Genomic DNA, 26,623 nt, shown 5'->3' with positions numbered 1-26,623 from the left:
ATCTTAGTGAAGGATATTCTATTGAAATATTAACGAAATTACCTTCAAAAGATTTTGTTGAATTCTGTAAACAGTTGTAAATCAGTTACCGTAGTAGTTAGGTATAAATATGAACAGCATACAGGAGCAAATGTAATAATGAGAATACTATGAAAACTTAAAGTTTGAGAGGAAAATTTATATGAGTGAAGTGTATAATAGTTCAATAATTATGGAATTTAAAGAAGCAAAAATCGAAATATATGTTCCAGAAGAATATGTAATAGAATTAAGAGATGAACTTAATAAAGTGAATGCTTGCAAGATTGGAAACTATGATAATGTTATCTCTATAACAAATGTCAGAGGATATTGGAGACCGTTAGAAGGGTCAAATCCTTTTAATGGCGAAATAGACAATGTGTGTGAGGGTCAGGAATGTAAGATTGAGATAAGATGTAAAAAAGAATATGTTAGGGATGCTATTAAGGTTATTAAAAAAATTCATCCCTATGAAGAACCACTAATTAATATAATTCCAATTATAAATGAATTATTTGAATAAAGAATAAATAAAAAAAGGTCATGAAATTTGAAAATAATTTTAGGGGAGAAGGGGTAACAATGTTAATAAAAGGATATGATAATGCAAATGATTTCTTAATTGAAACACAAAAGTTCCTTGAAGAAAGTGAATCTACTAATAATATAATTTTAGGTACGAGTTTAAGACTTAGAAATAAGAAGACTGATAGTATAAATAATCCATATTTTGTGTCTATTAAAGAAAATGAAAATATAGTACTTGTTGCAATGATTACTCCACCATTTCCCATTGTCATATATGGTAATAGATTAACTCTTGAAAATGAGATAGATTTATTAATTAAAGATTTGATTAATAATAATATAGATGTTAACGGTGTGATAGCTCCAATAGAAATTGCTAAAGTGTTTAGCTTAATGTGGAGTAAAATGAAGAATTGTAATACTGTGGATGGAATTGATATGAGAGTATATGAATTGACTAAAGTCAAGCATCCAGAGTATAGTAATGGAAATTTTAGAGTTGCAAAAGAAGAAGATTTAAAAACTGTTTCTACATGGATATATAATCTAGAAAATAGTGAAGGTTCAAATATAACATATGAGAAAGCATACGAGATGTCTAAAAACAAGATAATTAATAGAGAACTATATATATGGGAAGATAAAACTCCAGTATCAATGGCTTGTACTGCACGCCCTACCAATAATGGTATCGTTGTTAATATGGTGTATACGCCACCAGAATTAAGAGGAAGAGGATATGCATCATCATGCGTAGCGTCCTTAAGTCAGCATTTACTTAATACAGGATATAAGTTTTGTTCACTAGTTACTGATTTATCAAATCCTATATCAAATAGTATTTATATGAGGATTGGGTATAAACCAATATGCGATTACAAGGAATACTGTTTTAAATATTAAGATAACAATAGAGTAGTACTATATGATGGTCAAATGTGTAAGTTTGGTTATTATAAATTATATAACGGTAATTCATGATAATTATGTTAAAAAGGAGAATGCAATGAAGTTAGATATAATAGCTGTTTACGAAAATTTGGATGGCTACTTGTTAGAGATGGAAAAAGAAAATGCAGATTGTGAGATGTTATGGGATAAATATGCTATTCAGCCTTATTGGGATAAAATTAGCCAATGGGCACCATTTGATATGTCTGATAGAAAACCACGGCCAATCAAGGATATATCTAAATTAAAACAACAGATTGAAGTAATGAGAAATATAGATCTTAATGATATTAAACATAAATTTATGCAAATAGTAAATGCACTTCCTAATTATGATGATGATCCTATAGTGATTGCCATCTATCCCGTTGATGATGACAATTTGATTGTTAAGAAAAATCAAAATGGTGTGTGGGGAGTTAATGTGTTTGGTAACATTTTATTAAATATTAATCCATTAGCTAAAAATTATTTAGAGTGGATACCTTATGTATTTGCTCATGAGTATCATCATAGTGTGTGGGGAAATTATTGGCACGTGGTACATGGAGGACGTACAGGAAAGTTTATAGAATCTATGTTAATCGATGGGCAAGCAGATGCCTTCGCAAAAAGTTTTAATCCGTCTTTAAATCCTAAGTGGATTTCTCAAATAAGTAGAGAACAAGAAAAAGAATTATGGAATAAGCATTATTCTAAATTGTTAAATGAGACGGATGTAGATTATTGTAAATACATGTTTGGTGATGATGAAGTGGGAATACCTTGGTGTGCAGGATATTTCTTTGGATATAGAATTGTTGAATATTTTAAAAGAAACTATCCACTTACTAGTGCAAAGGAAATGATTGAAATGAATTCAGATGAAATTTATGCTATGAGCGGGTATGGTCACAATAATAAGTAATTTTTAATAAATGTATAGAAAAATAAATGAATTTTAATTTAATTATGAGAGGAAATTATATGAGTAAGATAGAGAAATTAAAAAAATGTGATTATATTGGTATTTTTTCGCCATCATCACCAATAACATATTCATGTCCTAAAAGATTTGAAAGAGCAAAGAGATATTTACAAGATAAAGGATTTAAAATAGTAGAAGGAAACTTAACAGGAAAGTACGATTTCTATAGGGCAGGTAGTATCAAAGAGAGGGCAGAGGAGTTAAATAATTTAATTAGAGATCCCAAAGTAAAATGTATAATGTCCACTATTGGAGGAATGAACTCAAATTCACTCCTTCCTTATATAGATTATGAAGCATTTAAAAAGAATCCTAAAATAATAATAGGTTATTCTGATGTTACAGCAATTCTACTTGCTATTTATGAACAAACAGGGATAAGTACTTATTATGGACCTGCATTGGTAGCTTCATTTGGGGAATTATCACCCTTTGTTGATTCTACTTATAGATATTTTAAAGAAATTGCAATTGATAAAACAAAAATTCCTTATGTTTTTGAAATTCCACAATATTGGACAGATGAATATGTTAATTGGGAAACACAAGATAGAAGTAAAGAAGAAAGAGAAAATAAATGGATTACGATCTATGAAGGGGTTGCTAGAGGTAGAGTAATAGGTGGAAATCTGAATACAATGCAAGGTATATGGGGGAGCAAGTACATGCCTAAAATAAAGGATGGAGACATACTTTTTATAGAAGATTCTTTAAAAGATGCTGCAACAATAGAAAGAAGTTTTTCTTTTTTAAAAGTAAATGGTGTTTTTGATAGAATTTCAGGAATAATCCTTGGAAAGCATGAGTTGTTTGATGACTTAAATACAGGTAGAAAACCATATGAAATATTGTTAGAAGTATTAGGTAATAAAAAATTACCATTCATTGCAGATTTTGATTGTTGTCATACACATCCTATGTTTACACTACCAATAGGATGTGAGATTGAACTTGATGCTACAAACAAGAAAGTAAGCATTATTGAGGAATGGGGATTATAGGAGGAATTTTATGGTTGAGCTGCGTTATCCAATAATAGAAGATGCTGAGGATTTCTTTAGAATACTTACAGAAGGAAAGTTTAAATTTTATTATGCTACCATTCCAGAAAGTATTGAATTGGAGAGAGAATGGATTAAGAGGCGAGAGTATAAAAGAGAAAATAATCTTGAATACAATTATTCAATCATCTACGAAGGTACTGTGATAGGTGGATGTAATATAAAAGTATTTCAAGAAAGTCCTCACATTGGAGAAATAGGCTATTTTATAGATAGAAAATTTTTAAATAGAGGTATTGCAACAGAAGTTGTAAAGAAGTTAGAAAACATTGCTTTTAATGATTTAAAGTTAATAAGACTTGAAATCCGTATGGATCCGCAAAATAGAGCGAGTGAAAGAGTTCCTATAAAGAATAACTTCAAAAAAGAAGGTTTATTAAAAAAGGTTATGAAGTTTGAGAATAACTATTATGATAATTTGCTCTATGCAAAAATAAATGAAGAATAACCAAAGGAGAGATTAAAAGAAAAGATTCAATTGTAATAAATTTAAAGGAGGGAATAAAATCATGAAAATATGCTTTGAAGAATTTAAAGATGAAATTGATACTCTTGTAGGATTTTTAACATCAGATACTTGGGAATTTTATGGAACACCGAACCAAAACCCTGAAAGAATTAGAGAGAGCTATAAAAACCATTATTATACTGGGGATGACTGCAAAACATTTTGGGTTATTTTAGATGAAGGCATAAAAGTAGGAATGATAAGAATTTATGATTTACAAGATGATAGCCCATTGTTTGACATAAAAATTTTGAGCAAGTACAAAGGTATGGGAATCGGGACAATTACAGTGAATTGGCTTGTTGATTATATATTTAATAATTACTCTGATAATGAAAGGATAGAGGGAAATACAAGACAAGATAATTATGCAATGAGATGTGTATTCCATAAGTGCGGTTTTGTTAAAGAGGCACACTATCGAAAGGCATGGGGAAGTAAAAATGGAAAACTATATGATGCAATTGGTTATGGTATTACAAGAGAAGATTGGCAAAATGGAAAAACTACCTCAGTAAATTGGAATGACTTCAAGTGTTAATCATATAAATAAACAATATTCTTATTTGACGAATTATAAGGATGGAGTAGTAAAAAAATAAAATAGATAAGTTTTAGTTAAGCTTATGCACTTATTGTACAAGTTCAACTAAAGATAATGATGAGAATTACAATAAAGAAAGAAGATTTTAAAATGATAAATATTAGTATAGAAACAGATAATCTAATTATGAGACCTTTTTTACCATCCGATGTAAAGGATGCAGTATATTATAGTCAACAACCCAATGTGTCTTACTGGCTGTCTGATATGGTTTTGCATAATGAGTCAGAAGCACTTTCTTGGATAAATTGGCTAAATGAAAAGTTTAATATAAATGAGCCTTTTATAATATTGGCAATTGAATATAAGGTGGAGCATAAATGCATTGGTGTTGTGGGAGTTCATGCAAAAGCTGAAATAGATAATGAAGTTGAGATTTTATATGGTATTTCTGATAGCTACCAAGGGAATGGATATGCAACAGAAGCAGCTAAAGCGCTAATTCAGTGGGTTTTTGAAAATACTGAATTAAAGTCTTTAACTGCAATCGTAAAGCCAGAGAACACTTCATCTAAAACTGTGATTAATAAACTTGGATTTAATTATGTTGACGACAGAGTAGTACTATATGATGGTGAAATGTGTAAGTTTAATTATTATAAATTATATAATAGTCATTCATAATAATTATACTTTATATATTATGGTAGTAAAACAATACTAAAAGGAAAGTAAAGGGGAAGATGATATGTATACAAAAAATGAAATTATAGAAATTGCTAAGGCTCAGCTAGCTCTGGATTATAACTGTGAGGTATCTGATTTTGAAAAAGAAGTAAATACAATAGTTGAGAATAAACTTATTGAAGGTAGAAGAATTTATGATAATGATGGATGTGCTCTTAAGATACTATGTTTTGGAAACAAAGCAATTATTAGTACAACCCCTACATTGATACCATGGTTTGAAGAAAAATTTATTAATGCAAGTGCGGCATGGCTATTTGAATATCCTAAACTTAGGGCTATTGATAAAAAGCTACAGGAGGTTGGACATGAGATAGCAGATGCTCACCATTATTATCTACCAAATCCTGATGTGCAAGAGATGGATAAACCTATTTATGATATAAAATGGTACGAGCAAGAAGAAATTTTGAAGTTTGAGGGTGATAAGAGATTTGGAGAAGCTTTTTTATTTGATAAAAATCATCCAGATATGCTTGCAGTTTCTGCTTGGGATGGAAATGAAATAATTGGCATGGCGGGTGCAAGTGCAGATAGTAAAACTATGTGGCAAATAGGTATTGATATTCTGCCAGAATATAGAGGTAAGAGAATAGGAACAACCTTAGTTAAACTTTTAAAGAATGAAATTTTAAAGAGAGGAAAGGTTCCTTTTTATGGAACGGCAGAATCCCATTTTCACTCACAAAATATTGCTATAAATTCAGGATTTTTCCCAGCATGGGCAGAACTTTATTCGAAAAGTAATTCTAAGGAAAGTTAGTGATATTAAACTATATAAGGAATGTGGTTTTGATCACTTAAACATGATACAGCTTAGAAAAAATTATGATAAATCCTTAGATAAGAATGAGCACATAGAAGTTTTTGGTTTTGATTTTATAAAGTATTAAAGGAGATATTTATGATAGATGGTAAAAATGTAGTTATAAGGCAACTTGAAATAGGTGATGAAGAATTTTTATATAAATGGTGGAATGATGGAAGCTTTATGTCTCATGCTGCCTTAGTCTATGGTACTTTAGAGAGTAAGACTTCAATAAGAAATAGTATAGAGAAGGAAGTCTTAAATTCACAGTTATATGCTACAAGTAAAAGATTTATAATCTGTAAAAAAGAGGATATGACTCCTATAGGTGAGATGAATTATTGTGGCTGGGATAAAAGAGAACAAAAATGCGAATTTGGAATAAAGATTTGGAAGGAAGAGCAAGGAAAGGGTTATGGAAAGGATGCTTTAAGTCATTTTATAGATTTTATGTTTAGATTTTTAAATTTAAATAAGATTGAACTTACTAGCATGATAGATAATAAACGCGCTCACAGTTTATATAGAGCTTTAGGCTTTAAAGAAATTGGAATTATAAGGGAAGGGTTCTTTGATAGTAGAACAGGAAGGTTTTCAGATGTAATGTACATGGATTTGTTGAAAAGGGAATGGATTGATATTAGAGAAGAAGTATTGTAACAGATACATCAGAAGGAGATAATTATGATTTTAAACCAAGTTATAGGAATTGAAACTGAGAGATTAATTATTAGAACAATGTCACTTAGATTTATAACAGAAGTCTTAAAAAATGATATAAATGCATATGATCATATAGGTGTAAATTTTAATGAAGAATGGCCAAGCTCCGATATAATGCCTGCTTTACCAATATTTAAGGCTCAGCTAGAAAAGAAACTTCCTGATGGATATGGACCTTGGATTTTTATTGATAAGGCGGACAATACCATAATTGGAGATGGTGGATTTAAAGGTTCTCCAAATGATATTGGAGAAATTGAAATTGGTTATAACATAGTTGAAAGCAAAAGAATGCTTGGGTATGGCTATGAAGCAGTTAATGCTTTGATAGAATGGGCATTTTCTCAGGAATCTGTGAAGGTAATTACGGCAGAATGCTTAAGAGATAATATGCCCTCTATTAACTTATTAAATAAGGTTGGAATGACTAAGGTTAGAGAAGATAAAGAATTGGTTTATTTATCCTTAGATAAGGGCATTTAATAGTATAGTGCTTAATAATCAAAGAGACGTAGATGAGCTTCTTAAGAATTTAAAAGAAAATCAGAATGGTGAGTAAAGTTGATAAGAGTGTAAGGGAGATGAAGGAATGAGTATAATTCATAGTTTTGATGAGTGCATGGAGTCCATAATAAATCCAAAGGAAGTAATAGAGAGAATTGAAGGCTTTCCTAAAGTAGTAATAGCCACTTTTTCTCATAAAGTAATGGATGTTTTTTCAAAGTTAGAAGGTGTAGTTCAAGTAGGAGTTACAAGGTCAGTAAATGGTGACGTAATTATTTATAAAATGGATTACAAGGGCAAGAATATAGGATTTTATATGACTCCAGTAGGAGGCTCCTTTGCAACAGGTACCCTTGAAGAAATTATAGCTATGGGAGCAGAGAAGGTTATAGTATATGGCTCTTGTGGTTCATTAGATAAGAATATTACAGCTGGGCATTTAATTGTTCCAACTGATGCATACAGAGATGAAGGGGTAAGTTATCACTATATGAAACCGAGTGATTATGTTACTATTGAAAAGGCTGATAAATTGGCAAGTATATTAAATGATTTAAAAATTCCCTATGTTAAAGGAAAGATTTGGACAACTGATGCAATTTATAGAGAAACCATAGGAAATATGCAAAAAAGAAAGGCTGAAGGATGTATTGCTGTGGATATGGAATGTGCATCACTAGCAGCTATGTGCAAGTTTAGAGGAGTAGAGTTTTTTCAATTTCTATACTCAGCAGATAACTTAGATAGTGAAAAGTGGGAAAAAAGAATTCTTGGTAATTTAGACTTAAGTGAAAGAGAAAGATATATGATGATAGCCTTTGAAATTGCAAGTAATATATAAAAACATTTCAAAATAAATGTAACTAATGTATAATAATAACATGAGTATAAAAATGCTAATTTTAGGGGGGAAGTTTATGAATATATCAAATTTCAGTAAATATTCTAATTTGCTAAAGGGGTATACAGAACTGCGATGCCAAGATAATTCATCCATAGGTATAATGATGACAAATGGCAATTTGATTCAGAATATTAAATCATCTTCTAGTGGTATTTCTGCAAGAGTAAATGTAAATGGAGCATGGGGATTTGCTTCTAATTCTAATGTTAATGATGAAAGTATTAGACAAGTACTAAATATTGCAAGACAAAATGGGGAATTTTTAAATTCTAAGTCAGTGAGTAGGCATAGAGAGTTAATAACTTCAAACTATTCTATAGAAAAATCTTTTGCTACAAAGAAGGCAAGATTAACTCAAAAACAGTTAATAGAATTTACTAAAGAAATAGATAATTATATTCTAAAAAAATATAACAATCTAATTAGCAGAAGTATAAGAATTAATGAATTAAATATGGAAAAAAGTCTTATTACATCTTCAGGAGCTGAGTTATATTCATTTTTACCAAGAGCAAATATAATGGTTGAGTTAGTGGTTAATGATAATAATGGGATACCAGTTGATTTATATGAGGTTATAGGTGGATTAGGACAATTTGAAGATAATTTTATGAGTCCGCAGAGTTTGTATGAGAAAATAGATAAGATTTATGGAAGCTTAAGGCAAAAGGCCGAAGGCGTATATGCAAGTGGTGGATTAAAAGAGTGTATATTAGCTCCAGATTTAGCTGGAATACTAGCCCATGAAGCAGTTGGACACACTACAGAGGCAGATTTTGTGTTATCTGGATCAATAGCAGGTGAGTATATGGACAAGGAGGTAGCTAGTCCATTAGTAACTTTAGTAGACTATGCAAATACGGCTTTTGGAAATACATGTCCAGTACCTATATATATAGACGATGAAGGAACCAAGGCTGAGGACGTAACTATAATAGAGAATGGTATTTTAAAGAGATATATGCATAATAAGGAAAGTGCAAATATGTTTAATGCAGCACCAACAGGAAATGCAAGAGCCTATGAGTTTTCAGATGAGCCTATAATAAGAATGAGAAATACATGTATACTTCCTGGAGTGGATAAACTTGAAGATATGATTGCATCTGTAGAAGATGGTTACTATTTAATGAATCCTGGTAATGGTCAAGCTGATGCTACTAGTGAGTTTATGTTTGGAGTAACCATGGGTTATGAAATAAAGAATGGAAAGCTAGGTAAAGCTATAAGGGATACCACTATATCAGGAGTTGCTTTCGATATGTTAAAGACTGTTACTATGGTGTCTGATGACCTTACATGGTTAAATGGCGGAATGTGTGGAAAGAAACAACCTATAACTGTAGGTATGGGTGGTCCAGCAATGAAATGTAAGATAAATATAGGGGGAAAATAGTATGGGAAATAGAGAAATAGCCTTATATTGTATTAGTAATATAGTTAATCAGGGAGCTGATAAGGCTCAATGTGTTTTTACTCATAGTAAGAAATATGAATTGAATTTTGGAAATGAAGACATTAATCTTTTAAGAACAACAATTGATACGAATATAGATTTAGTTGCCATAAAAGACAATAAAAAATCTACCATATCTTCAAATAAAATAGATGAAGATGAAATAAATAAGAAAATAAAAGAGTTAATGGAAATGTGTGAGTCGGCGGAGAGTGATCAGTGTAATGATATTGCAGAAAATCAACTGAAAGAAGAGTTTAGTAATGGAGATGCCGAGCCAGACTTAGATAAAATGCATGAATTTACAAGTACTTTTTTAAAGAAGTTAAAGAAAGAGTTTCCACAGGTTAAATTTATGGATGGAACTACCTTAGAGTTTAATAGTAAGGAAACTAATTTTGTAAATTCCAACGGTGTAGATTTTAAAATAGTAGAAGGTATTTATAGAGCTAATATAATTTTCTTAGCAAAGGAGGGGAAAAAGTCTACATCTTTTACAGGTTTTAGTTATGTATTTAATGAATTACCTTTAGATTTTATGGAGTATGCTGATATTAGGCAAAGGTTTAAAGATATAGTTAGTCAACTTACTTGCAATGGAATAAAGGGTAAATTTATTGGAGATATAATTTTAACTCCAGAGTTAGTTGGGGAAATGTTATACTTATATAATATAAGTTTCCTTGGAGATAGATCACTAATTAGTGGTACAAGTATTTTAAAGGATAAATTAAATGAGAAGGTTGCTAATCATAATTTTACGGTTAAATGTATGCCATTATGTGATGAGATAGCTAATAAAAACTTCATAACTGCAGATGGATATAAAACAGAGAATATAAGTATCATAGAAAATGGGATTTTAAAATCTTTTATTATAGATTTATACGCTGCAAAGAAAACTGGAAGGCCTGTTACTAAAACTTCCTTTAACATAGTTGTAGAAAATGGAGATAAATCCATAGAAGATATAATAAAATCGACTAAAAGAGGAATAATTCTAGGCAGGTTTTCAGGGGGAATGCCATCATCAAATGGAGATTTTTCAGGAGTAGCTAAAAACAGTTTTTATGTTGAAAATGGAGAAATTAAGTATGCCATAACTGAAACTATGATAACTTCAAATTTAAAGGATATGTTTAATAATATAGAAGAAATCTCTATAGAAACTTTAAATACTGGAGAATACGTAACTCCTTGGATGAAGATTAAGGGTGTGACTATTTCAGGAAATTAAAATCATAAAAGCTCTATGACTGAAGATTTTTAGCCATAGAGCTTTGCTATATATTGTTTATTCTTCACCTTTAAATATGGAGCCTAATCCTTTAATAGCTAAAAATATTATAAGCATTACTACAAATATTCCGCCCATACCTTTACCCATTACAATTAAACTTTCCATGAATGCCTCTATATTTATATTCATTACAGGCCACCTCCGATTAAGAAGAGAACTAATCCACCAGCTATAACAGATCCTATTTGTCCAGATACGTTAGCTGCAACTGCATGCATTAATAGAAAGTTTTGAGGATCTTCTTTTTGACCCATTTTTTGAATTACTCTAGCGGACATAGGAAATGCTGATATTCCAGCTGCACCAACCATTGGATTGATTTTATCCTTTGCAAATAGATTTATAAATTTAGCAAATAAAACTCCACCAATAGTATCAAATATGAAGGCAATTAGACCAAGACCTATAATCATAAAGCTTTGAGAGGTTACAAAGAATTCAGCTTTCATCTTAGAAGCTATAGTAATTCCTAAAAGTAAGGTTACTAAGTTAGCTAATTCATTTTGTGCAGTGCTGGATAACCTCTCTAAAACACCGCATTCTCTAATTAGGTTACCAAACATTAAGAAACCTATTAAAGCTACAGAGGTTGGTGCAATAAGACCAGCTATAACAGTAACTATTATTGGAAATAATATCTTTGTAGTTTTAGAAACAGATTTAGGATTGTATTTCATTTTTATCTGTCTCTCTTTTTTAGTAGTTACTAGCTTGATAGCAGCTGGTTGAATAATTGGTACTAAAGACATATAAGAATAGGCGGCCACGGTTATGGGTCCTATGTAGTTGCTTTTAAAATAGTTTGCAACAAAGATAGAAGTAGGTCCATCAGCAGCTCCTATAATTCCGATGGAAGCTGCATCTTTTAATGAAAACCCTAATAGCGCTGCTAAAGAAATGGTAAAGAATATACCAAACTGAGCTGCAGCGCCAAATAAAAGCATTTTCGGATTTGTAAGCAATGGACCAAAGTCGATCATAGCTCCAATACCTATGAATAAAATAAGTGGAAACAATTCATTAGCTATACCCATATTGAATAAATTATCTATTATACCAATTTCTTCATGACCATTAATAAGTTGAGTTACAGCTCCAGAGAGGGGTAAGTTTACAAGAATAGCACCAAACCCCATTGGTAGTAAAAGTGCCGGTTCAAAACCTTTTTTAATAGCAAGCCATATTAGCCCTGCACCTATACACCACATTATTAGTTGTTGCCAGGTGAGGGACATTATGCCCTTCAGTAGAAATTCCATGATTAATCCTCCCATATAAGTTAAATATTTTGCCATTGAAGTTAGTGAGTGTAATTATAATAAAATAGTATTCCCCAATATATTTATTACAACAACATAATTTTACTACAACGTATACATAATTTCTATAATTGTATTTATATAACATAAAAACAACCTAGGTTATAGTTAAAAGTGAATAGAATAAGCACTTAACCTACAACCTTAGGTTAAAATATAATCATTAAGTAGTTAAGTAATCTTTTAGTGTTTTTATAATAAAATCTATGTTTTCATAACTAATCCAGTAGTGAGTAACAAATCTCATTAAGCCATCTTCTATATCACAAACCTTTATACATCTTTCTAAAAGGTATTGAACTAAGTCTTGAGAATTTATAGAAGTAGGTAGTTCAAAGAATACCATATTTATGTGTAGGTTATCTTCCATTACTTTAAATCCAGGAAGTTTTGCTAGTTCTTTAGATAAGTATACAGCTTTCTCATGATCTACTTTTAGGTTTTCTCTCATATCTTTTAATGCCACAAGCCCAGCAGCAGTTATTACACCACATTGTCTTAAGCCACCACCCATTAGTTTTCTATATTTTCTAGCTCTATCAATAAATTCTTTGCTACCTGCTAAAATAGATCCAACAGGAGAACAAAGTCCTTTTGATAAGCAGAACATTACTGTATCTACATTTTTAGTGATTTCCTTTACATCTACATCAAGATAAGCAGCAGCATTAAATAATCTTGCACCATCTAAATGAATAGGTAAATTATATTTATTAGCCACTTTTCGTATTTCAGCCATATTTTCTAGAGAAATAACTCTTCCATTTGAATGAGAATTTTCAAGACATATTAAGGCTGTATCAGGATAATGGATATCTTCTTCTTTTCTTATGGTTGCTTCTATTTCACTAGGTGAAAGTTCACCCTTATTGCTATTTAAGGTTCTAAGTTGAACTCCAGCAATAATTGATGCTGCTCCAACTTCATGACAAACTATATGACAGTCATTTCCTAGAATAACCTCATTCCCTTGTCTACAGTGAGTAAGTAATGAAAGTTGGTTACCAAAGGTTCCACTAGGAACAAATAGTGCAGCTTCTTTGCCTACAAGTTCTGCAGCATATTTTTCAAGTTCTACAGTAGTCTCATCATCTCCATATACATCATCACCTACAGTAGCTTTGTACATAGCCTTTCTCATAGCTTCCGTTGGTTCTGTTACGGTGTCACTTCTTAAATCGATAAATTTCATACATATCCCCCCTACGTCATAATTAAATTGTACTATGAGAGGGATTAAAAGTCTAGAATATGTGAAGGGTTAAATAAATATCTAAGACTATAGTATTATTTATGGAGTTTTTGTAAATATACTTAATATGGTTTAAAATCAATTATAGATTTTAAATTACATTAGATTATAACTTATAAAATAACGGAGGAAAACAATGATAGAGGTGTGTTTATTAGGCTGTGGAGGCTCTATGCCAATGCCGGAAAGAAATCTTTCTGCCACTTTAATTAATTATAAAGGGAGAAAGATACTTATAGATTGTGGTGAAGGGACTCAGGTTTCTATGAAGATGGTGGCATGGGGGTTTAAGTCCATTGATATTATATGTATTACCCATACCCATGGAGATCATGTCATAGGACTTCCAGGGCTTCTTTCAACTATAGGTAATAGTGGTAGAACTGAGCCTTTAACTATAATAGGTCCTGAGGGAATTACTAGGGTTGTAAATGGCCTAAGGGTTGTTGCAGAATATTTACCCTATGAGGTAAATATTATAGAAGCCCCCTCAAAGGTGGAGCTTAATGTATCAAAGGATGGGATACATGTGGCAGAGAATAATGAGCATAGAAAAATTCATAGTAGTGAAATAATATTAAATGCTATAGATGTATACCATTCATCACCTTGCAAGGGATATAGTTTTTATTTTAAAAGGGAAAGAAAGTTTAATGTAGAAAAGGCTATGGCAAATAACATTCCTAAAAGTCTATGGAGTAAGCTACAAAGGCAGGAAGAAGTAGCTTTTGAAGGGAAAACATATACTGGAGATATGGTATTAGGAGATGAGAGAAGAGGAGTTAAGATTAGTTTAATAACTGATAGCAGACCAATGGATTCAATGGTAGAATTCATTGCAGAAAGTGATTTGTTTATCTGTGAAGGTACCTATGGTAAGGATGAGGATATAGACAAGGCTATCAAAAATAAGCATATGATTTTTAGAGAATCTGCCACACTAGCTAAGGAAGGGAGAGTTAAGGAACTTATATTAACTCATTTTAGTCCTATTATGGGAGAACCAGCACAGTTTATAGATAATGCTAAAGAGATATTTGATAATAGTGTCATAGGAGAAGATAGGATGGTTAGGACGTTAACTTATATGGACTAAAAAGAATTATCCATTAAATTTATAGTATTATAACTCTATATATTGTAAAATGTAGAGTATACTGTTATATTACGTAAAGATAAACTGTAAATATGAGTAAGTTGAAATTGATGTAAATGTAGTTTTAATTATTGCTGGAGGTCTAAAATGGATAATATTATTAATAATGATAAAATTAAAGATAAACCTAAAAACTATAAAAAGGAGTACTTAATAGGGATATGTATTTTAATAGGATTTATATTTCTTCAATTATTTGTTTCAGGATTTCATGATATTTATGATGATTCACCAGTGTTTTGGATTATACTTATGGTAAGCGGTATTGGGTTTCATAGGAAGAATTGGAAGGAATATATGATATTGATTTTTCCAATATTAAATTATTTTATATTTAGATTTTTTTATATTTATATTCCTAACTATATTATAATTTTTATGGTATTATCAGTTTTAACTATTTTTTATGCAGTTAAAGAGAATTCCCATAAAAAGAAAATAAAGATTGCTTTAGTTATAGTTCTAGGTATATTGTTATTTTCCACAAACTACTATCTTTATTCTAATCGAATAATAAAGGATGGAAATTTAGAGGCAGAAATAAAACGTTCACAGGAAATAAAAAAGCCTGCATTTCTTTCTTTAAATCAACGTGAATTAGATGAAATAGAAAGTATTTGGATTAGTACTGTTAGCAAGGTAAAGAGCTTAAATGGTATTGAGCATATGAATTATCTTAATACACTTTTTATAGATGATGAAGGTTTTATTATGGATTATAGGCCTCTTTTGCAATGCAAAAATCTAAAACGAATGTCTATTTGGTATGGATATTTAAATAAATTAGGAGAGCTTGATACTTTTGGAAAATTAGAAGACTTAGAAATTGTTTTTCCTAAGAAAGGTTCTTTAGAAGATATGCCATATTTTCCAAATGTAAAAAAGCTTGATATTCAGACTAAGAAGCCTACTAGCCTTTCAGGTTTAAAAAATTTCCCAGAAGTTGAGAAGTTTTCACTATCTGTTACAGGGGTTCCCAATTTGGATGGTATAGAAAACCTTACTAATTTAAAAGAAATTACACTACATGACAAAGTTATTGAGAATTATGATAAATTGCTTAGTATACCTACATTGAAGAAAATATCATTATGTTCACCACTTAGTATTAATGAAGAGCTTATAGAAGCAGCTAAAGCAAAAGGAATAGAAATTGAGATTATGGAGTAAGTTAATAAAATATTTCAATAAATTTTAATAATATGTAAGATGAACTTATGAATAATAAATATTAATAATAATTATAATAAATACCTATGGATTAAAACACTGTTGTGTGCCTAGTCCATAGGTATTGTTTTATTAAGTTATTTTTCAATATTATATGTCATAAAATTAAATTCTTTATGACTTTTTAAATATGTAGACATTAGACTTATTAGTGGTAATAAAATTAAATAAAAAGAGAATAAAATAGCCCTTGCATCTACACTTAAAGTGGTTAAAGGTACTAATACAGCTACATTCCAAGGTATTAATGGAGCTATTACAATAGCTGAATTTTCTAGATCAAGTGCCAAGTGTTCTTTATCATAACCTAATCTAATATAGGTATCATTCATAGTCATTTTTGTAAGCATTACTGCCAATACTTGAGTACAGCCAACCATGGAACTAATGATACTGGTTATTATTGTAGTGAGAAATAAAGTATCAGGTCTTTTTATTTTATTTAAATATTCTTCTATAAAATCTAGCAGATTAGCCCCTTGAAATATTCCGGTAAGTGCTGAAGAGAGAAATACTATAAAGGCTAACTTTATCATTGATATTATACCTCCACCCTTTATGATGCTGTAAAGAGGGTTATCAATAGGTAATTGGAAACCAAAGATGGCAGTTTTAATAATTTCACTACAGGTAGCATGTTGAAAAATGAAGGATATAATAGCAGCTACAGTTATACTGATAAACATAGAAATTTTCACTTCAATTTTAAAGAATGATAGTACAATTATAATTAATGCAGGAAGCAATGCTATTATATTTATATTAAAAGTTTCAGTTATCTGAGATAATATATCTGAGTTACTATAATTTACAGGCATGAATAAGGATAGAATTAAATATAAACCTAGAGATAATATTAAGGGCATTAAAGAAGTTTTAGTCATTCTCTTAATATTATCGTAGAGATTGGTATTTGTAATAGATGCAACTAGATTTGCACTGGAAGACATAGGTGATGCTCTGTCTCCAAGATAGGCACCAGAAAGAATTGCTCCAGCTATTATAAGGATATTGCCACCACCAGCTCTAGCCATTACTATCAAAGAAATACCTACAGTACCAATGGTACCAAAGGAAGTTCCAAGGAGCATGGATATAAAAGCTGACAAAATAAAGGCGCTTACAGCAAAGAAGCTTGGATGAATAAGATTAATTCCATAATAAACAACTGAAGGAACTGTACCAGAAATCATCCAAAGAGAAACGATTGCTCCTATTAGAATAAATATCTTTAATACCCCTAAGGATTCTTTGCCTCCTTCAATTAAATATCTAAATCCATCCCTAATGGAGACGCCTCTTTTTATTGCTATAATAAAGAATATACATAGTACCATGAATAAAGATATAACAGTATCTATATTTCTAATTACTCCTGTTATAAATATAATTGTAGAAATGATTAGCCCTAAAATCACGTCCATAAAAACCCCCCATATAAATAAATTTCACTTATATATTATCTTTAATATTATGAATTTACAATATAAAAAGAGATAAATTTATAGTCTACTCATTTTAAAAATATAGCAAATTTAGAAAATGGGATTCTATGGGATAAATTTATTTTTATTTCATGAGATTATTTGGTTATATTTACGTATATTATATAGAGAATATTTTAGGAAGTGATTGTTGTGAAGAGAAAAGTGATTCTTGTGATAATTTTTACAGTAGCAGTTTTTCTTACAGGTTGTGGTAATAAAAATAGTGAAGAAAATAAGAATACTAATGCTGATATTAATATAAATAATAATAATGTTGTAACAAACAACACTGATAATACCTTAAAAGAAGAAAAAAATACAGGTTCTAAAGAAACTACTAAAGAGAATAGCACTACTAAACCAGAGGAAAGTAATAATAACCATAAGTCAAGTTATAGTATAGATGACTATTTTAAATTTAAGGAGAATGTAAAATACAATTATGCTGGTACGAATTCAGAGTATGCAGAATATGTTACCTACGTTGATTATATAAATGGTAATAAGGTTCAACTAAGAAGTAATAATGGAGGAACAGAAACGGTCACAGTTTTACAAAATAATAATGGAGAAATTGCAAAAATATTTCAAAGAAATGAGTGTTATTATAGAGAAAATTTCACCAATAAACCATATAACGTAAGTGAAGTATTACTAAAGGAACCACTAGTGGTAGGTACTACATGGAAATTATCAGATGGAAGTAAAAGATATATTTCAAAGTTAGATGTAAAGATTTCAATAGGCAGTGGAGATTGTAGTGCTATTGAAGTTACCACAGAAAATACAAATGGCCAAATTGATTTACAGTATTACGCTGTTAACAAGGGGTTAATCAAATCTATTTATGATATTAAAACCATGAAAGTTACTTCAACTTTAAAAAGTATAGAAGAGAATATGAGATTAAATCAAAGTATAAGATGTTATTATCCAGATGAAAATTATAAAATTCATTATGAAGATAAGATTCTTACTTTTTATACTAATGATATAACTAAAATTACCATTCAAAAATTATTTAAGAACTTTCCAGGAAATAACAAGGGTCAATTATTAGGGAAAAATGTAACTATAAATAGTTTATATTTAAATGATGATGGTATGGTATATATAGATTTCAGCAGTAATTTTGTAAAAGAAATGAATGCAGGCTCAGGATTTGAAAGTGCTATCTTAGAGAGTATTGTAAATACTATAGGAAAATACTACGGAGTTAATAAAGTTTATATCACTATAGATAATAAGCCTTATAGTTCAGGTCATATAGTAAAAGCTAAGGGTGAATATTTTAAAATAACATGTGAATAAGTTAGGAAAAAATTTTATAAAAAATGTGTTGAATATTAAAATGATATAAAGGCTATTTAAAAAGTAGTATATTAGATAAACAATTTCATTAAAAGATTACTCAATGGTATCTTTTAGGTGGAATTGTTTATTTTATGTAAAATATAATAACAACAGAAAAACCAACAATAGACACATAAATATAATAATTTATTATAAAAAGAAAATCAATTTAATAAATTCAGAAAATTTATTAAATTATAAAACATTATATCAAACAGTAAAATAAACATAGAAAAGTTAAGATGATATTAAGATAATTATTATATAAGTCAAGGGGGATATAAAGATAATGAAAACGAATAACAGTTCTCAGGAAAAAAGACCTAGCTTTGGAGCAGCAATATTTATAATTCTTTTCTTATGTATTGCAATGGCTTTACAAATTTTTGTTTTTAAACAAAACTATGCTACCCATATTACACTTATAATAGTAACGGCTGTTGCTGCAGTAGTAGCATTAATGTCTGGATTTTCGTGGAAGGATATAGAAGATGGAATTGTGTATGGATGTAATATTGCATTAGTACCAATGCTTATTCTTATGCTTGTAGGAGTTCTTATTGCTACTTGGATTGCAGCTGGAACTATACCAACTCTTATATATTATGGATTAAAAATAATATCGCCATCATTCTTTTTAGTTACATCAGCATTAGTTTGTTCTATAGCTTCAGTTTCAACAGGAAGCAGTTATACTACAGGAGCTACCTTTGGAGTTGCATTTATGGGAATAGGAATGGGATTAGGAATTCCAGCACCATTAACAGCAGGTGCAGTAATTTCAGGAGCTATTTTTGGTGATAAAATGTCTCCATTATCAGATTCTACTAATTTGGCAGCTGGTGTGGCAGAAGCTAACCTTTTTGATCATATTAAATCTATGTGTTATACTACAGGACCAGCTTTTATAATATCATTAGTGCTCTATGCATTTATAGGGTTTCAATTTAAAGCGGATGCTATAGATGCTTCACAAATTAATATTATACTTAACGGATTGAAAGATAACTTTACATTAAATCCAATAATGTTAATTCCACCAATTATAGTTGTTATTTTAGCAGTAAAAAAAGTTTCTGGACTTGCAGTAATGGTTATAGCATCTATTGTGGGATTAATATTTGCTGTGGCATTTCAGGGGTTTGGAATTGGAGAAATGCTTGGATTTATGAATGATGGATTCGTTTCTAGCACGGGAATTGCAGAGATCGATGCACTTTTAAGTCGAGGAGGACTTCAAAGCATGATGTGGACAATATCTCTAGGCTTTATTGGAATAAGTTTTGGTGGACTACTAGAAAAGACTAAAGTTTTAGGAGTTTTATTAGAAAAGATGTCAGGGCTAGTTAGTAAACAGGGAGGATTAATCACTACACATGTTATTTCATCTATTGCAGTTAATTTATTCTCTGCAAGTCAATATATAGCATTAATAATTCCAGGAAGAATGCTTGTACCTGCTTATAAAAAACTTAAAATTCTTCCTCAAGTTTGTTCAAGAACTTGTGAAGATTCTGCAACGGTCACTTCACCATTGGTTCCATGGGGATTATGCGGAGTATATTTTTCAGGAGTTTTAGGAGTCTCTACCCTTGAATATATACCTTATGTATTTTTAGCATTACTTTGTCCTTTAATTACAATTATATATGCATATACTAATAAATTTGTATTTAAAGAAGGCGATATAAAATCTTCGAGCACTTATGAAAATAAATCTGTATAGTTAGAGGTATGTACTTATGAAAAGAACAGCAATAGATTATATAAATAAAGAAAGTGTTACAAGTCTTTTAAAAACACTTGTTAATATTCCGAGTCCTTACTTTCATGAAAAGGAAATTATGGCTACTGTTTATACCTGGCTAGAAGAGCATAACCTAAGCCCGCAATTTCATCACTACAATGAAAAGAAAATTACTCAATTCCAAGGACTAAATGTTATAGGTACTATTAAGGGAAAAAAACATGGTCCTAAAGTTTACTTCAATGGACATATAGACACTGTGAATAAGTGTAATGGATGGGATACAGATCCATTTAAAGCTGTAATTAAAGAGGATAAGCTTTATGGATTAGGAGCTTTAGACATGAAATCCGGAGTAGTAGCTATAATGCTTGCCATTGAAGCTTTCAAGTCACTTCATAATGACTTTAGTGGAGAAATTGTTTATTCAATTGTTTCTGATGAAGAAGGACCATACGGATTAGGTACAGATGCAGTTATAAGGGATGGTATTACAGACAATGTTGATGTGGCAATAGTAACAGAACCTAGTAGTGGATTTTGTAAGAAACCTTTTCCATGTGTTTGTTTAGGGGCAAGAGGTGGATTCAATTATATTGTAACTTTAAAGGGAAAATCATCGCATGCGGCAAATCCTGAAAGAGGAATAAATGCATTAGTGGATTCTGCAAAATTAATGATAGAGCTTGAAAAGTCATCTCTTATTGAAGATGAAAAGTTAGGAACGGGTTCAATATGTATTTTAGGATGCAATAGCAAAAATGAAGCTTGTAGTGTACCAGATGAAGCATCTTTTACAGTATTTAGACATGTAGTTAATGGTGAGGATGAAGATTATGTTAAGAAAGAATTATTTAATGCAGTAGCAAGAGCTGGTATTAGTTCTAAGGTCGAATATTCATTAAGAGAACATCCTAATGAAGAGACTAAGGGGTTTCTTCCATATACTATTGATGAAAATAATCCATATGTTGAGAAATTCATAGAAAGCGTAGAAGAAGCTTCTAAGAAGAAGTGCACTATTGACTATTTTAAAAGTATAGGAGATTTTAATTATGTAGGTTCAAGATTAAAGGTTCCAACTATAATATTTGGTCCTGATGGAGGTAACTATCATACAAGTAATGAATATGTGATAATAGATACTGTAACAGAAACAGCTTTGTCTATTTACAATTATTTATGTAATCTTCTATGTAATTAGAATTCTATAGATTGTTAAAAGATTTTAAGGAGAGGTAACGTTAAAAGTTTTATCAAAACATTTTAACGGCCTCTTTTAAATATGTATTAATAAAATTATAAGTGTTATAATGGAGTATATAATGAGAATTCGAGGTTGTTAATATGGCTGACTTAATTTTGTATAATGGAAATATTATAACTTTTTCAGAGATGCAATGCTTTCAGTGGATTGCAATTAAAAATAAAATAATAACACAAATAGGATTTGAAGAAGATTACTTACATATAGCAGATAATAACACAGAACTAATAGATTTAAAAGGAATGACTGTGCTTCCAGGATTTTATGATAGCCATGTTCATCTTGTTCAAACAGGATTGAATTCTATCAGTGTTGATTTAAGCAATGCTACAAGTTTTGATGAGATTTTTAATCTTATTAAAAGGTATTGTGATACTGCACCAAAGGATACATTAGTTAGAGCAGCAGGTCTAGATGAAACTAAACTTAAAGAGAAGAGACTTCCAACAAGATATGAAATTGATAAAGTTTCTCCAGATCATCCAGTTTGGATAAATAGAAAAGAGTATCATACTAGTATTTTAAATTCCTTAGCATTACATAAATTTACTATACCTTTAAATCTTAAAGGTGTAGTAAAGAATGAAGCTAATATTCCAACTGGTGTCCTTACCCATACTGCTAATGCATTAGTTAGAAAGCAGATATTGGAAAGTATTAGTAATAAAGCAAGGTTTTCTGCAGTAAATAATACTTTAAAAATTGCTATTGCTAAAGGTGTAACTACAATTAATGCCATGGAGGGAGGATATACTTTCCATGATAAGGATGCAGAGTTTATTTATGATACAAAGGATGATTATCCAATAGATGTTATATTATTTTATCAAACTATTAATGTAGATAAGGTGATGGAGAAAAATTTAAATAGAATTGGTGGAAGTATTTTTTTAGATGGATCTTTTGGATCAAGAACAGCAGCGTTATGTGAACCATATGAGGATGATGTTACTAAATCAGGTATATTATATTATACCCAAGAAGAATTAAATGAATTTGTATTGAAATGCTATGAAAATAATATTCAGTTAGGTACTCATGCTATAGGTGAATTAGCTATTGAACAAATAATTTCTGCCCATGAATTTGCAAATAGTATATATCCAAATAAAAATCTTCGTCATCGAATAGAGCATTTTGAACTTCCATCTAATGAGCATATTAATCGTGCAAAAAAGTTAGGATTGATTGTATCTGTTCAACCTACCTATGAATATTTTTGGGGGGGAAAAGGGAAGATGTATGAGAAGCGATTGGGAAAAGAACGAACTAGAAAGACAAATCCATATAGAACTATGATTCATAATAATCTTATAGTTTGTGGAGGCTCTGATAGTGATGTAACTCCTATTAATCCATTATTAGGTATTTATTCTGCAGTAAATCATCCTAATGAAAATGAGAGAATAACTGTGTTAGAAGCTATAAAGATTTTTACTATTAATAGTGCTTATGCTGTATTTGAAGAGGATAAAAAGGGATCTATAGAAGTCGGAAAATATGCTGATTTAGTTATATTAGACAAAAATCCCCTTAGCATAGATTCCAAGGAAATTAACGATATAGGTGTTGTGGCAACTATTAAAGAAGGTAACATACTATATGAATGCCGACTTAGACCGGATACTTATTAGTTAGTAGGTGATAAATATTGAGTAGAGTTCATATATGTGTTTTAGGTGAAGTAGATATCAAAGTAGATGGTGTAAGTGTAACGGATAAGCTTAGCAATAAGGCTATAGGATTACTTTGTTTTTTATGTGCTAATAAAGGTAAAAAATTTACTAGAGATAGGCTTTGTACGTTTTTTTGGAATAATACAACTATTGAAAATGCTAGATATAATCTAAGATATAGCCTTTGGGTATTACGTAAAATATTTAATCGTGAAAATTGTGATTTATTTATTAGTTCAAAGGATAGTTGTATGATAAATCCAGAATTTGATTATTATATAGATGTTCTACAAATAAATTTTATAATGGAAAATTTAATCAATGAAGAAAATCCCATATTATCTTTAGAAAGATGTAAAGATATTTATAATGGTGAATTTCTTCAAGGATTTTATTTGAAGAATTGTCCTGATTTTAATGATTGGATTTTCTTTGAGAGAGAAAAATATCAGGAGTGTTATAGCACGTTGTTATTTAAATTAGCTAATCTATATTCAGAAAATAGTATGTATAATGATTCTATTATAGTATTAAATGAAGTACTAAAACTTAACCCCTATAGAGAAGATATTTATTTGGAATTAATGAATTTACATATACAAACTAATGATATACAAGCTGCTTTAAAGGAGTATAAGAAATGCGAGTATATTTTAAGAGAAGAGTTAAACATACGTCCTAGTGAAGAAGTTATAAACTATTACAAAAACATCATTTGTAATAGTGAAAATACAAAAACAAATTTTTATAGGGTAGATAAAGTTAAGGTGAATAACGTTAAAAAAACTAGTATAATTGTACAGTGTTATCCTATAAATAAGATTAAATATTTTGGTATAGCATGTATAGTGGAAAAAATTATGCAGAGGTATTCAATTGAGCAGTTAATGGATTTAGATGAGTTTATTCTAAAGGATCTGTTAAGAATACAGCCAAAAGTTTTGTTAATAAATAAAAATCTAAGAATTGAAGATAATTTAAACCATTATAACGAAGAGAATAGAATTTATTTTTCTTTCGAAAGTTTACTTTTATATATTGAGAAAGTTTATCCTATAGAAATTCATATTAAAAATGTTAGTAATATTGATGATGTATCGCACAATATACTTAAATTATTTAGTTTAAAAAACCCAGAATGTAAAATAAAAATCTTAGTAGATGGTAATAAAATTATATTATAGATAGAATCAAAATAAGACTTTAACAAGAAGAATAAAATGAGTATTATCAGATATATTTAAATCTATAGGAAAAAATTTCATGAATAAAAGATGTTGACTATTAAATTAAAATAGGATACTATGATAACAGTTAAATATGAATTTACAAATGCAACGAAAAGGGAAAGTAATTAGTATTAGTTATTACAGAGAGGGTTAATTTGCTGAGATAACCTATAATAAGTATTAGTGAAGTGCCCCTTGGAGCAGAAAAGCCGAAGCAAGTAGGTTTTTATGGGAACTCCCATTACAGAGTTATGGTATGTAGTACCTAAAATGAGATGGATATTTTTATATCTAATAAGAGTGGAACCGCGGAAGTATACCTTCTGCCTCTGTATATTACAGGGGCAGAAGGTTTTTTGTTCTATAAGTTTACGCGGAAAATTAGTAGCTTATAGAATTTTGCTGGCCAGCAAAGAACAAATGAAATAAGGAAGCTCTACTAAAATGCTTATAAGTAAATTCAAAATTACTAAACAAAATAAAAAATAAAAGGAGATTTTAAAATGAATATAAATTTAATATTAGCAGTAATACTATCATTACTAGCAGTGTTTACCATATATGCAGTTGAAGAAAAGACTAATAAATTTACTTATACTACATTAACAGCACTTGCTTTAGGAGTTATTTTAGGAGCGATATTTAAAGAAAACATTTTGTTTTTAGATATAGTTGGAAAAGGATATATGTCCTTAATTAAAATGATAGTTGTACCTTTAGTTATGGTTTCACTAATTACAAGTATAGTTAGACTAAAGAATTTAGATACATTAAAGTCTATAGGAATTAAAACACTAGGAATTTTATTAGGAACTACAGGTATAGCAGCAGCTATAGGAATTGTAGTAGCTAAGGTATTTAACTTAGGACAAGGATTAACTTTTCCGGGAGCAGAAGACTTTGTAGCTAGAGAAATACCTACATTTACTCAAGTGTTAGTGGACATGCTACCATCAAATCCAATAGCAGCTATAGTAGATAATAGAATAATTCCAATAGTTATATTCTCACTATTTGTAGCTATAGCTTTAGTTACAGAAGATAATATAAATCCAACTAAAGCAAAACCTTTTAAAGATTTTGTGTTATCAGCTCATACTATAGTATCAAGAATAACTCAAATAGTATTAAAATTTATACCTTATGGAGTTTTTGCTTTAATTGCAAAGGCTGTAGCAAGCAATGGATTAGAAACTATTAAATCCTTAATATGGGTTATTGCGGCAGTTTATATAGCAGCTATACTTCAGTTTATAGTGGTTTATACTCCACTTATTGCTTTTGTAGCGAAGAAAAATCCTTTAAAATTCTTCAAGGGAATCTTTCCAGCTCAAACAATGGCTTTTACAAGTCAAAGTAGCTATGGAACACTACCAGTAACTATAAAATCTTTAGTTGAAGGAGCTGGAGTTTCTGAAAATATAGCTAGCTTTGTAGCACCTCTTGGATCGACTATAGGAATGAATGGTTGTGGAGGATTATATCCAGCTATAGTAGCTATATTTGTTGCTAATGTATTTAATGTGGATATGACAATTTACTCATATGCTTTAATAGTCTTAACTACTATAGTATCTTCAATAGGTATTGCAGGAGTTCCAGGTTCAGCAACTATGTCTACAACAGCAGTATTAGCAACATTAGGATTACCTATAGAAGGTATGGCAATGATAATTGCCGTTGATTCTATAATTGATATGATGAGAACAGCAACTAATGTTACAGGCTCTGCAGTGGCAGCTTTAGTAGTGGATGAAACAGAAAAGAGAAAAGTTGCCAAAAGGAACAAATAGTAAACGAATATATCATTATAATATTTAAACACATTTTAACAGTGAGTTAAACTAAATTCTGAAAACAGATAATAATAAATTCAAAATAACTT

At 30.0% G+C, this 26,623-nt stretch carries 25 protein-coding genes and 1 other annotated feature; of the genes, 21 read left to right on the top strand and 4 right to left on the bottom strand.

From position 1 onward, the window contains the following. Positions 1–181 precede the first annotated feature (181 nt). From cutA to B2694_RS09945, 13 genes are all read left to right on the top strand, one after another. Positions 182–544, top strand: a complete 363-nt coding sequence (gene cutA, locus B2694_RS10005; protein WP_414632728.1) for a divalent cation tolerance protein CutA — start codon at positions 182–184, stop codon at positions 542–544. Between the two features lie 59 nt (positions 545–603). Further along, positions 604–1,452: a GNAT family N-acetyltransferase gene (locus tag B2694_RS10000; protein WP_346885608.1), complete on the top strand. Its 849-nt coding sequence runs from the start codon at positions 604–606 to the stop codon at positions 1,450–1,452. Between the two features lie 103 nt (positions 1,453–1,555). Beyond that, positions 1,556–2,407 carry a DUF2268 domain-containing putative Zn-dependent protease gene (locus tag B2694_RS09995; RefSeq protein WP_346885607.1) on the top strand — a complete coding sequence of 284 codons (852 nt, stop codon included), beginning with the start codon at positions 1,556–1,558 and terminating at the stop codon, positions 2,405–2,407. 59 nt (positions 2,408–2,466) lie between these two features. Continuing rightward, on the top strand, positions 2,467–3,468 hold the full coding sequence (locus tag B2694_RS09990) for a S66 peptidase family protein (protein ID WP_346885606.1): 1,002 nt from the start codon (positions 2,467–2,469) through the stop codon (positions 3,466–3,468). Positions 3,469–3,478: 10 nt separating this feature from the next. Continuing rightward, positions 3,479–3,976 carry a GNAT family N-acetyltransferase gene (locus B2694_RS09985; RefSeq protein ID WP_346885605.1) on the top strand — a complete coding sequence of 166 codons (498 nt, stop codon included), beginning with the start codon at positions 3,479–3,481 and terminating at the stop codon, positions 3,974–3,976. A gap of 61 nt (positions 3,977–4,037) precedes the next feature. Beyond that, the gene (locus B2694_RS09980) at positions 4,038–4,577 is read left to right on the top strand and encodes a GNAT family protein (RefSeq protein ID WP_346885604.1); all 540 of its coding nucleotides are present in this window, start codon (positions 4,038–4,040) and stop codon (positions 4,575–4,577) included. 117 nt (positions 4,578–4,694) lie between these two features. After that, positions 4,695–5,264 carry a GNAT family N-acetyltransferase gene (locus B2694_RS09975; RefSeq protein ID WP_346885603.1) on the top strand — a complete coding sequence of 190 codons (570 nt, stop codon included), beginning with the start codon at positions 4,695–4,697 and terminating at the stop codon, positions 5,262–5,264. A gap of 64 nt (positions 5,265–5,328) precedes the next feature. Beyond that, complete coding sequence (locus B2694_RS09970) at positions 5,329–6,090, top strand: GNAT family N-acetyltransferase (RefSeq protein WP_346885602.1); 762 nt, start codon at positions 5,329–5,331, stop codon at positions 6,088–6,090. A gap of 141 nt (positions 6,091–6,231) precedes the next feature. Beyond that, a complete protein-coding gene (locus B2694_RS09965) occupies positions 6,232–6,795 on the top strand; it encodes a GNAT family protein (RefSeq protein WP_346885601.1) in 564 nt (187 codons plus the stop codon). Positions 6,796–6,819: 24 nt separating this feature from the next. Then, complete coding sequence (locus B2694_RS09960) at positions 6,820–7,341, top strand: GNAT family protein (RefSeq protein WP_346885600.1); 522 nt, start codon at positions 6,820–6,822, stop codon at positions 7,339–7,341. Positions 7,342–7,447: 106 nt separating this feature from the next. Then, positions 7,448–8,203 carry a nucleoside phosphorylase gene (locus tag B2694_RS09955; protein WP_346885599.1) on the top strand — a complete coding sequence of 252 codons (756 nt, stop codon included), beginning with the start codon at positions 7,448–7,450 and terminating at the stop codon, positions 8,201–8,203. Positions 8,204–8,279: 76 nt separating this feature from the next. Then, positions 8,280–9,662: a TldD/PmbA family protein gene (locus B2694_RS09950; RefSeq protein WP_346885598.1), complete on the top strand. Its 1,383-nt coding sequence runs from the start codon at positions 8,280–8,282 to the stop codon at positions 9,660–9,662. Position 9,663: 1 nt separating this feature from the next. Next, complete coding sequence (locus tag B2694_RS09945) at positions 9,664–10,959, top strand: TldD/PmbA family protein (RefSeq protein ID WP_346885597.1); 1,296 nt, start codon at positions 9,664–9,666, stop codon at positions 10,957–10,959. A gap of 57 nt (positions 10,960–11,016) precedes the next feature. Here the strand turns inward: B2694_RS09945 and B2694_RS09940 are convergent, their stop codons facing one another. The 3 genes from B2694_RS09940 to B2694_RS09930 form a co-directional block, all read right to left on the bottom strand. Continuing rightward, positions 11,017–11,151, bottom strand: coding sequence for an OadG-related small transporter subunit (locus tag B2694_RS09940; RefSeq protein ID WP_341349072.1), 135 nt, complete (start codon positions 11,149–11,151; stop codon positions 11,017–11,019). Next, the gene (locus B2694_RS09935) at positions 11,151–12,281 is read right to left on the bottom strand and encodes a sodium ion-translocating decarboxylase subunit beta (RefSeq protein ID WP_346885697.1); all 1,131 of its coding nucleotides are present in this window, start codon (positions 12,279–12,281) and stop codon (positions 11,151–11,153) included. The genes B2694_RS09940 and B2694_RS09935 overlap by 1 nt, the downstream gene beginning before the upstream one ends. Positions 12,282–12,504: 223 nt before the next feature. Continuing rightward, on the bottom strand, positions 12,505–13,533 hold the full coding sequence (locus B2694_RS09930) for a GntG family PLP-dependent aldolase (protein ID WP_346885596.1): 1,029 nt from the start codon (positions 13,531–13,533) through the stop codon (positions 12,505–12,507). A 196-nt stretch (positions 13,534–13,729) separates the two neighbouring features. On the opposite strand from B2694_RS09930, the gene B2694_RS09925 reads away from it, so the two are divergent. Continuing rightward, a complete protein-coding gene (locus B2694_RS09925) occupies positions 13,730–14,689 on the top strand; it encodes a ribonuclease Z (protein WP_346885595.1) in 960 nt (319 codons plus the stop codon). Positions 14,690–14,836: 147 nt separating this feature from the next. After that, the gene (locus B2694_RS09920; RefSeq protein ID WP_346885594.1) at positions 14,837–15,919 is read left to right on the top strand and encodes a hypothetical protein; all 1,083 of its coding nucleotides are present in this window, start codon (positions 14,837–14,839) and stop codon (positions 15,917–15,919) included. Positions 15,920–16,056: 137 nt separating this feature from the next. On the opposite strand, the gene B2694_RS09915 is transcribed toward B2694_RS09920, so the two are convergent. Then, positions 16,057–17,403 (bottom strand): Na+/H+ antiporter NhaC family protein, encoded by a 1,347-nt coding sequence (locus tag B2694_RS09915; protein WP_346885593.1) that lies wholly within the window; start codon positions 17,401–17,403, stop codon positions 16,057–16,059. A 213-nt stretch (positions 17,404–17,616) separates the two neighbouring features. Between B2694_RS09915 and B2694_RS09910 the strand changes: the two genes are divergently transcribed. The 6 genes from B2694_RS09910 to B2694_RS09885 all read left to right on the top strand — a co-directional run bounded on the left by B2694_RS09910 (position 17,617) and on the right by B2694_RS09885 (position 26,531). Continuing rightward, positions 17,617–18,777, top strand: coding sequence for a GerMN domain-containing protein (locus B2694_RS09910; RefSeq protein ID WP_346885592.1), 1,161 nt, complete (start codon positions 17,617–17,619; stop codon positions 18,775–18,777). Positions 18,778–19,108: 331 nt separating this feature from the next. Further along, positions 19,109–20,545, top strand: coding sequence for a Na+/H+ antiporter NhaC (gene nhaC, locus B2694_RS09905; protein ID WP_150845757.1), 1,437 nt, complete (start codon positions 19,109–19,111; stop codon positions 20,543–20,545). Positions 20,546–20,561: 16 nt separating this feature from the next. Then, on the top strand, positions 20,562–21,770 hold the full coding sequence (locus B2694_RS09900) for an ArgE/DapE family deacylase (protein ID WP_346885591.1): 1,209 nt from the start codon (positions 20,562–20,564) through the stop codon (positions 21,768–21,770). Positions 21,771–21,913: 143 nt separating this feature from the next. Further along, the gene (locus B2694_RS09895) at positions 21,914–23,467 is read left to right on the top strand and encodes an amidohydrolase (protein WP_346885590.1); all 1,554 of its coding nucleotides are present in this window, start codon (positions 21,914–21,916) and stop codon (positions 23,465–23,467) included. 17 nt (positions 23,468–23,484) lie between these two features. Further along, entirely contained in the window at positions 23,485–24,693 is a 1,209-nt protein-coding gene (locus B2694_RS09890; protein ID WP_346885589.1) for an AfsR/SARP family transcriptional regulator, read from the top strand. A 144-nt stretch (positions 24,694–24,837) separates the two neighbouring features. Beyond that, positions 24,838–25,072 (top strand) — a binding site (T-box leader). A gap of 169 nt (positions 25,073–25,241) precedes the next feature. Next, positions 25,242–26,531 carry a dicarboxylate/amino acid:cation symporter gene (locus B2694_RS09885; protein ID WP_346885588.1) on the top strand — a complete coding sequence of 430 codons (1,290 nt, stop codon included), beginning with the start codon at positions 25,242–25,244 and terminating at the stop codon, positions 26,529–26,531. The last annotated feature ends 92 nt before the right edge of the window (positions 26,532–26,623 follow it).

Source organism: Clostridium sp. UBA4395 (assembly GCF_002390995.1).
In the GTDB taxonomy this organism is placed as follows: Bacteria; Bacillota; Clostridia; order Clostridiales; family Clostridiaceae; genus Clostridium_J; species Clostridium_J sulfidigenes.
Note: the sequence above shows the minus strand (reverse complement) of the source record. Positions and strands in the feature narration are given on the sequence as shown.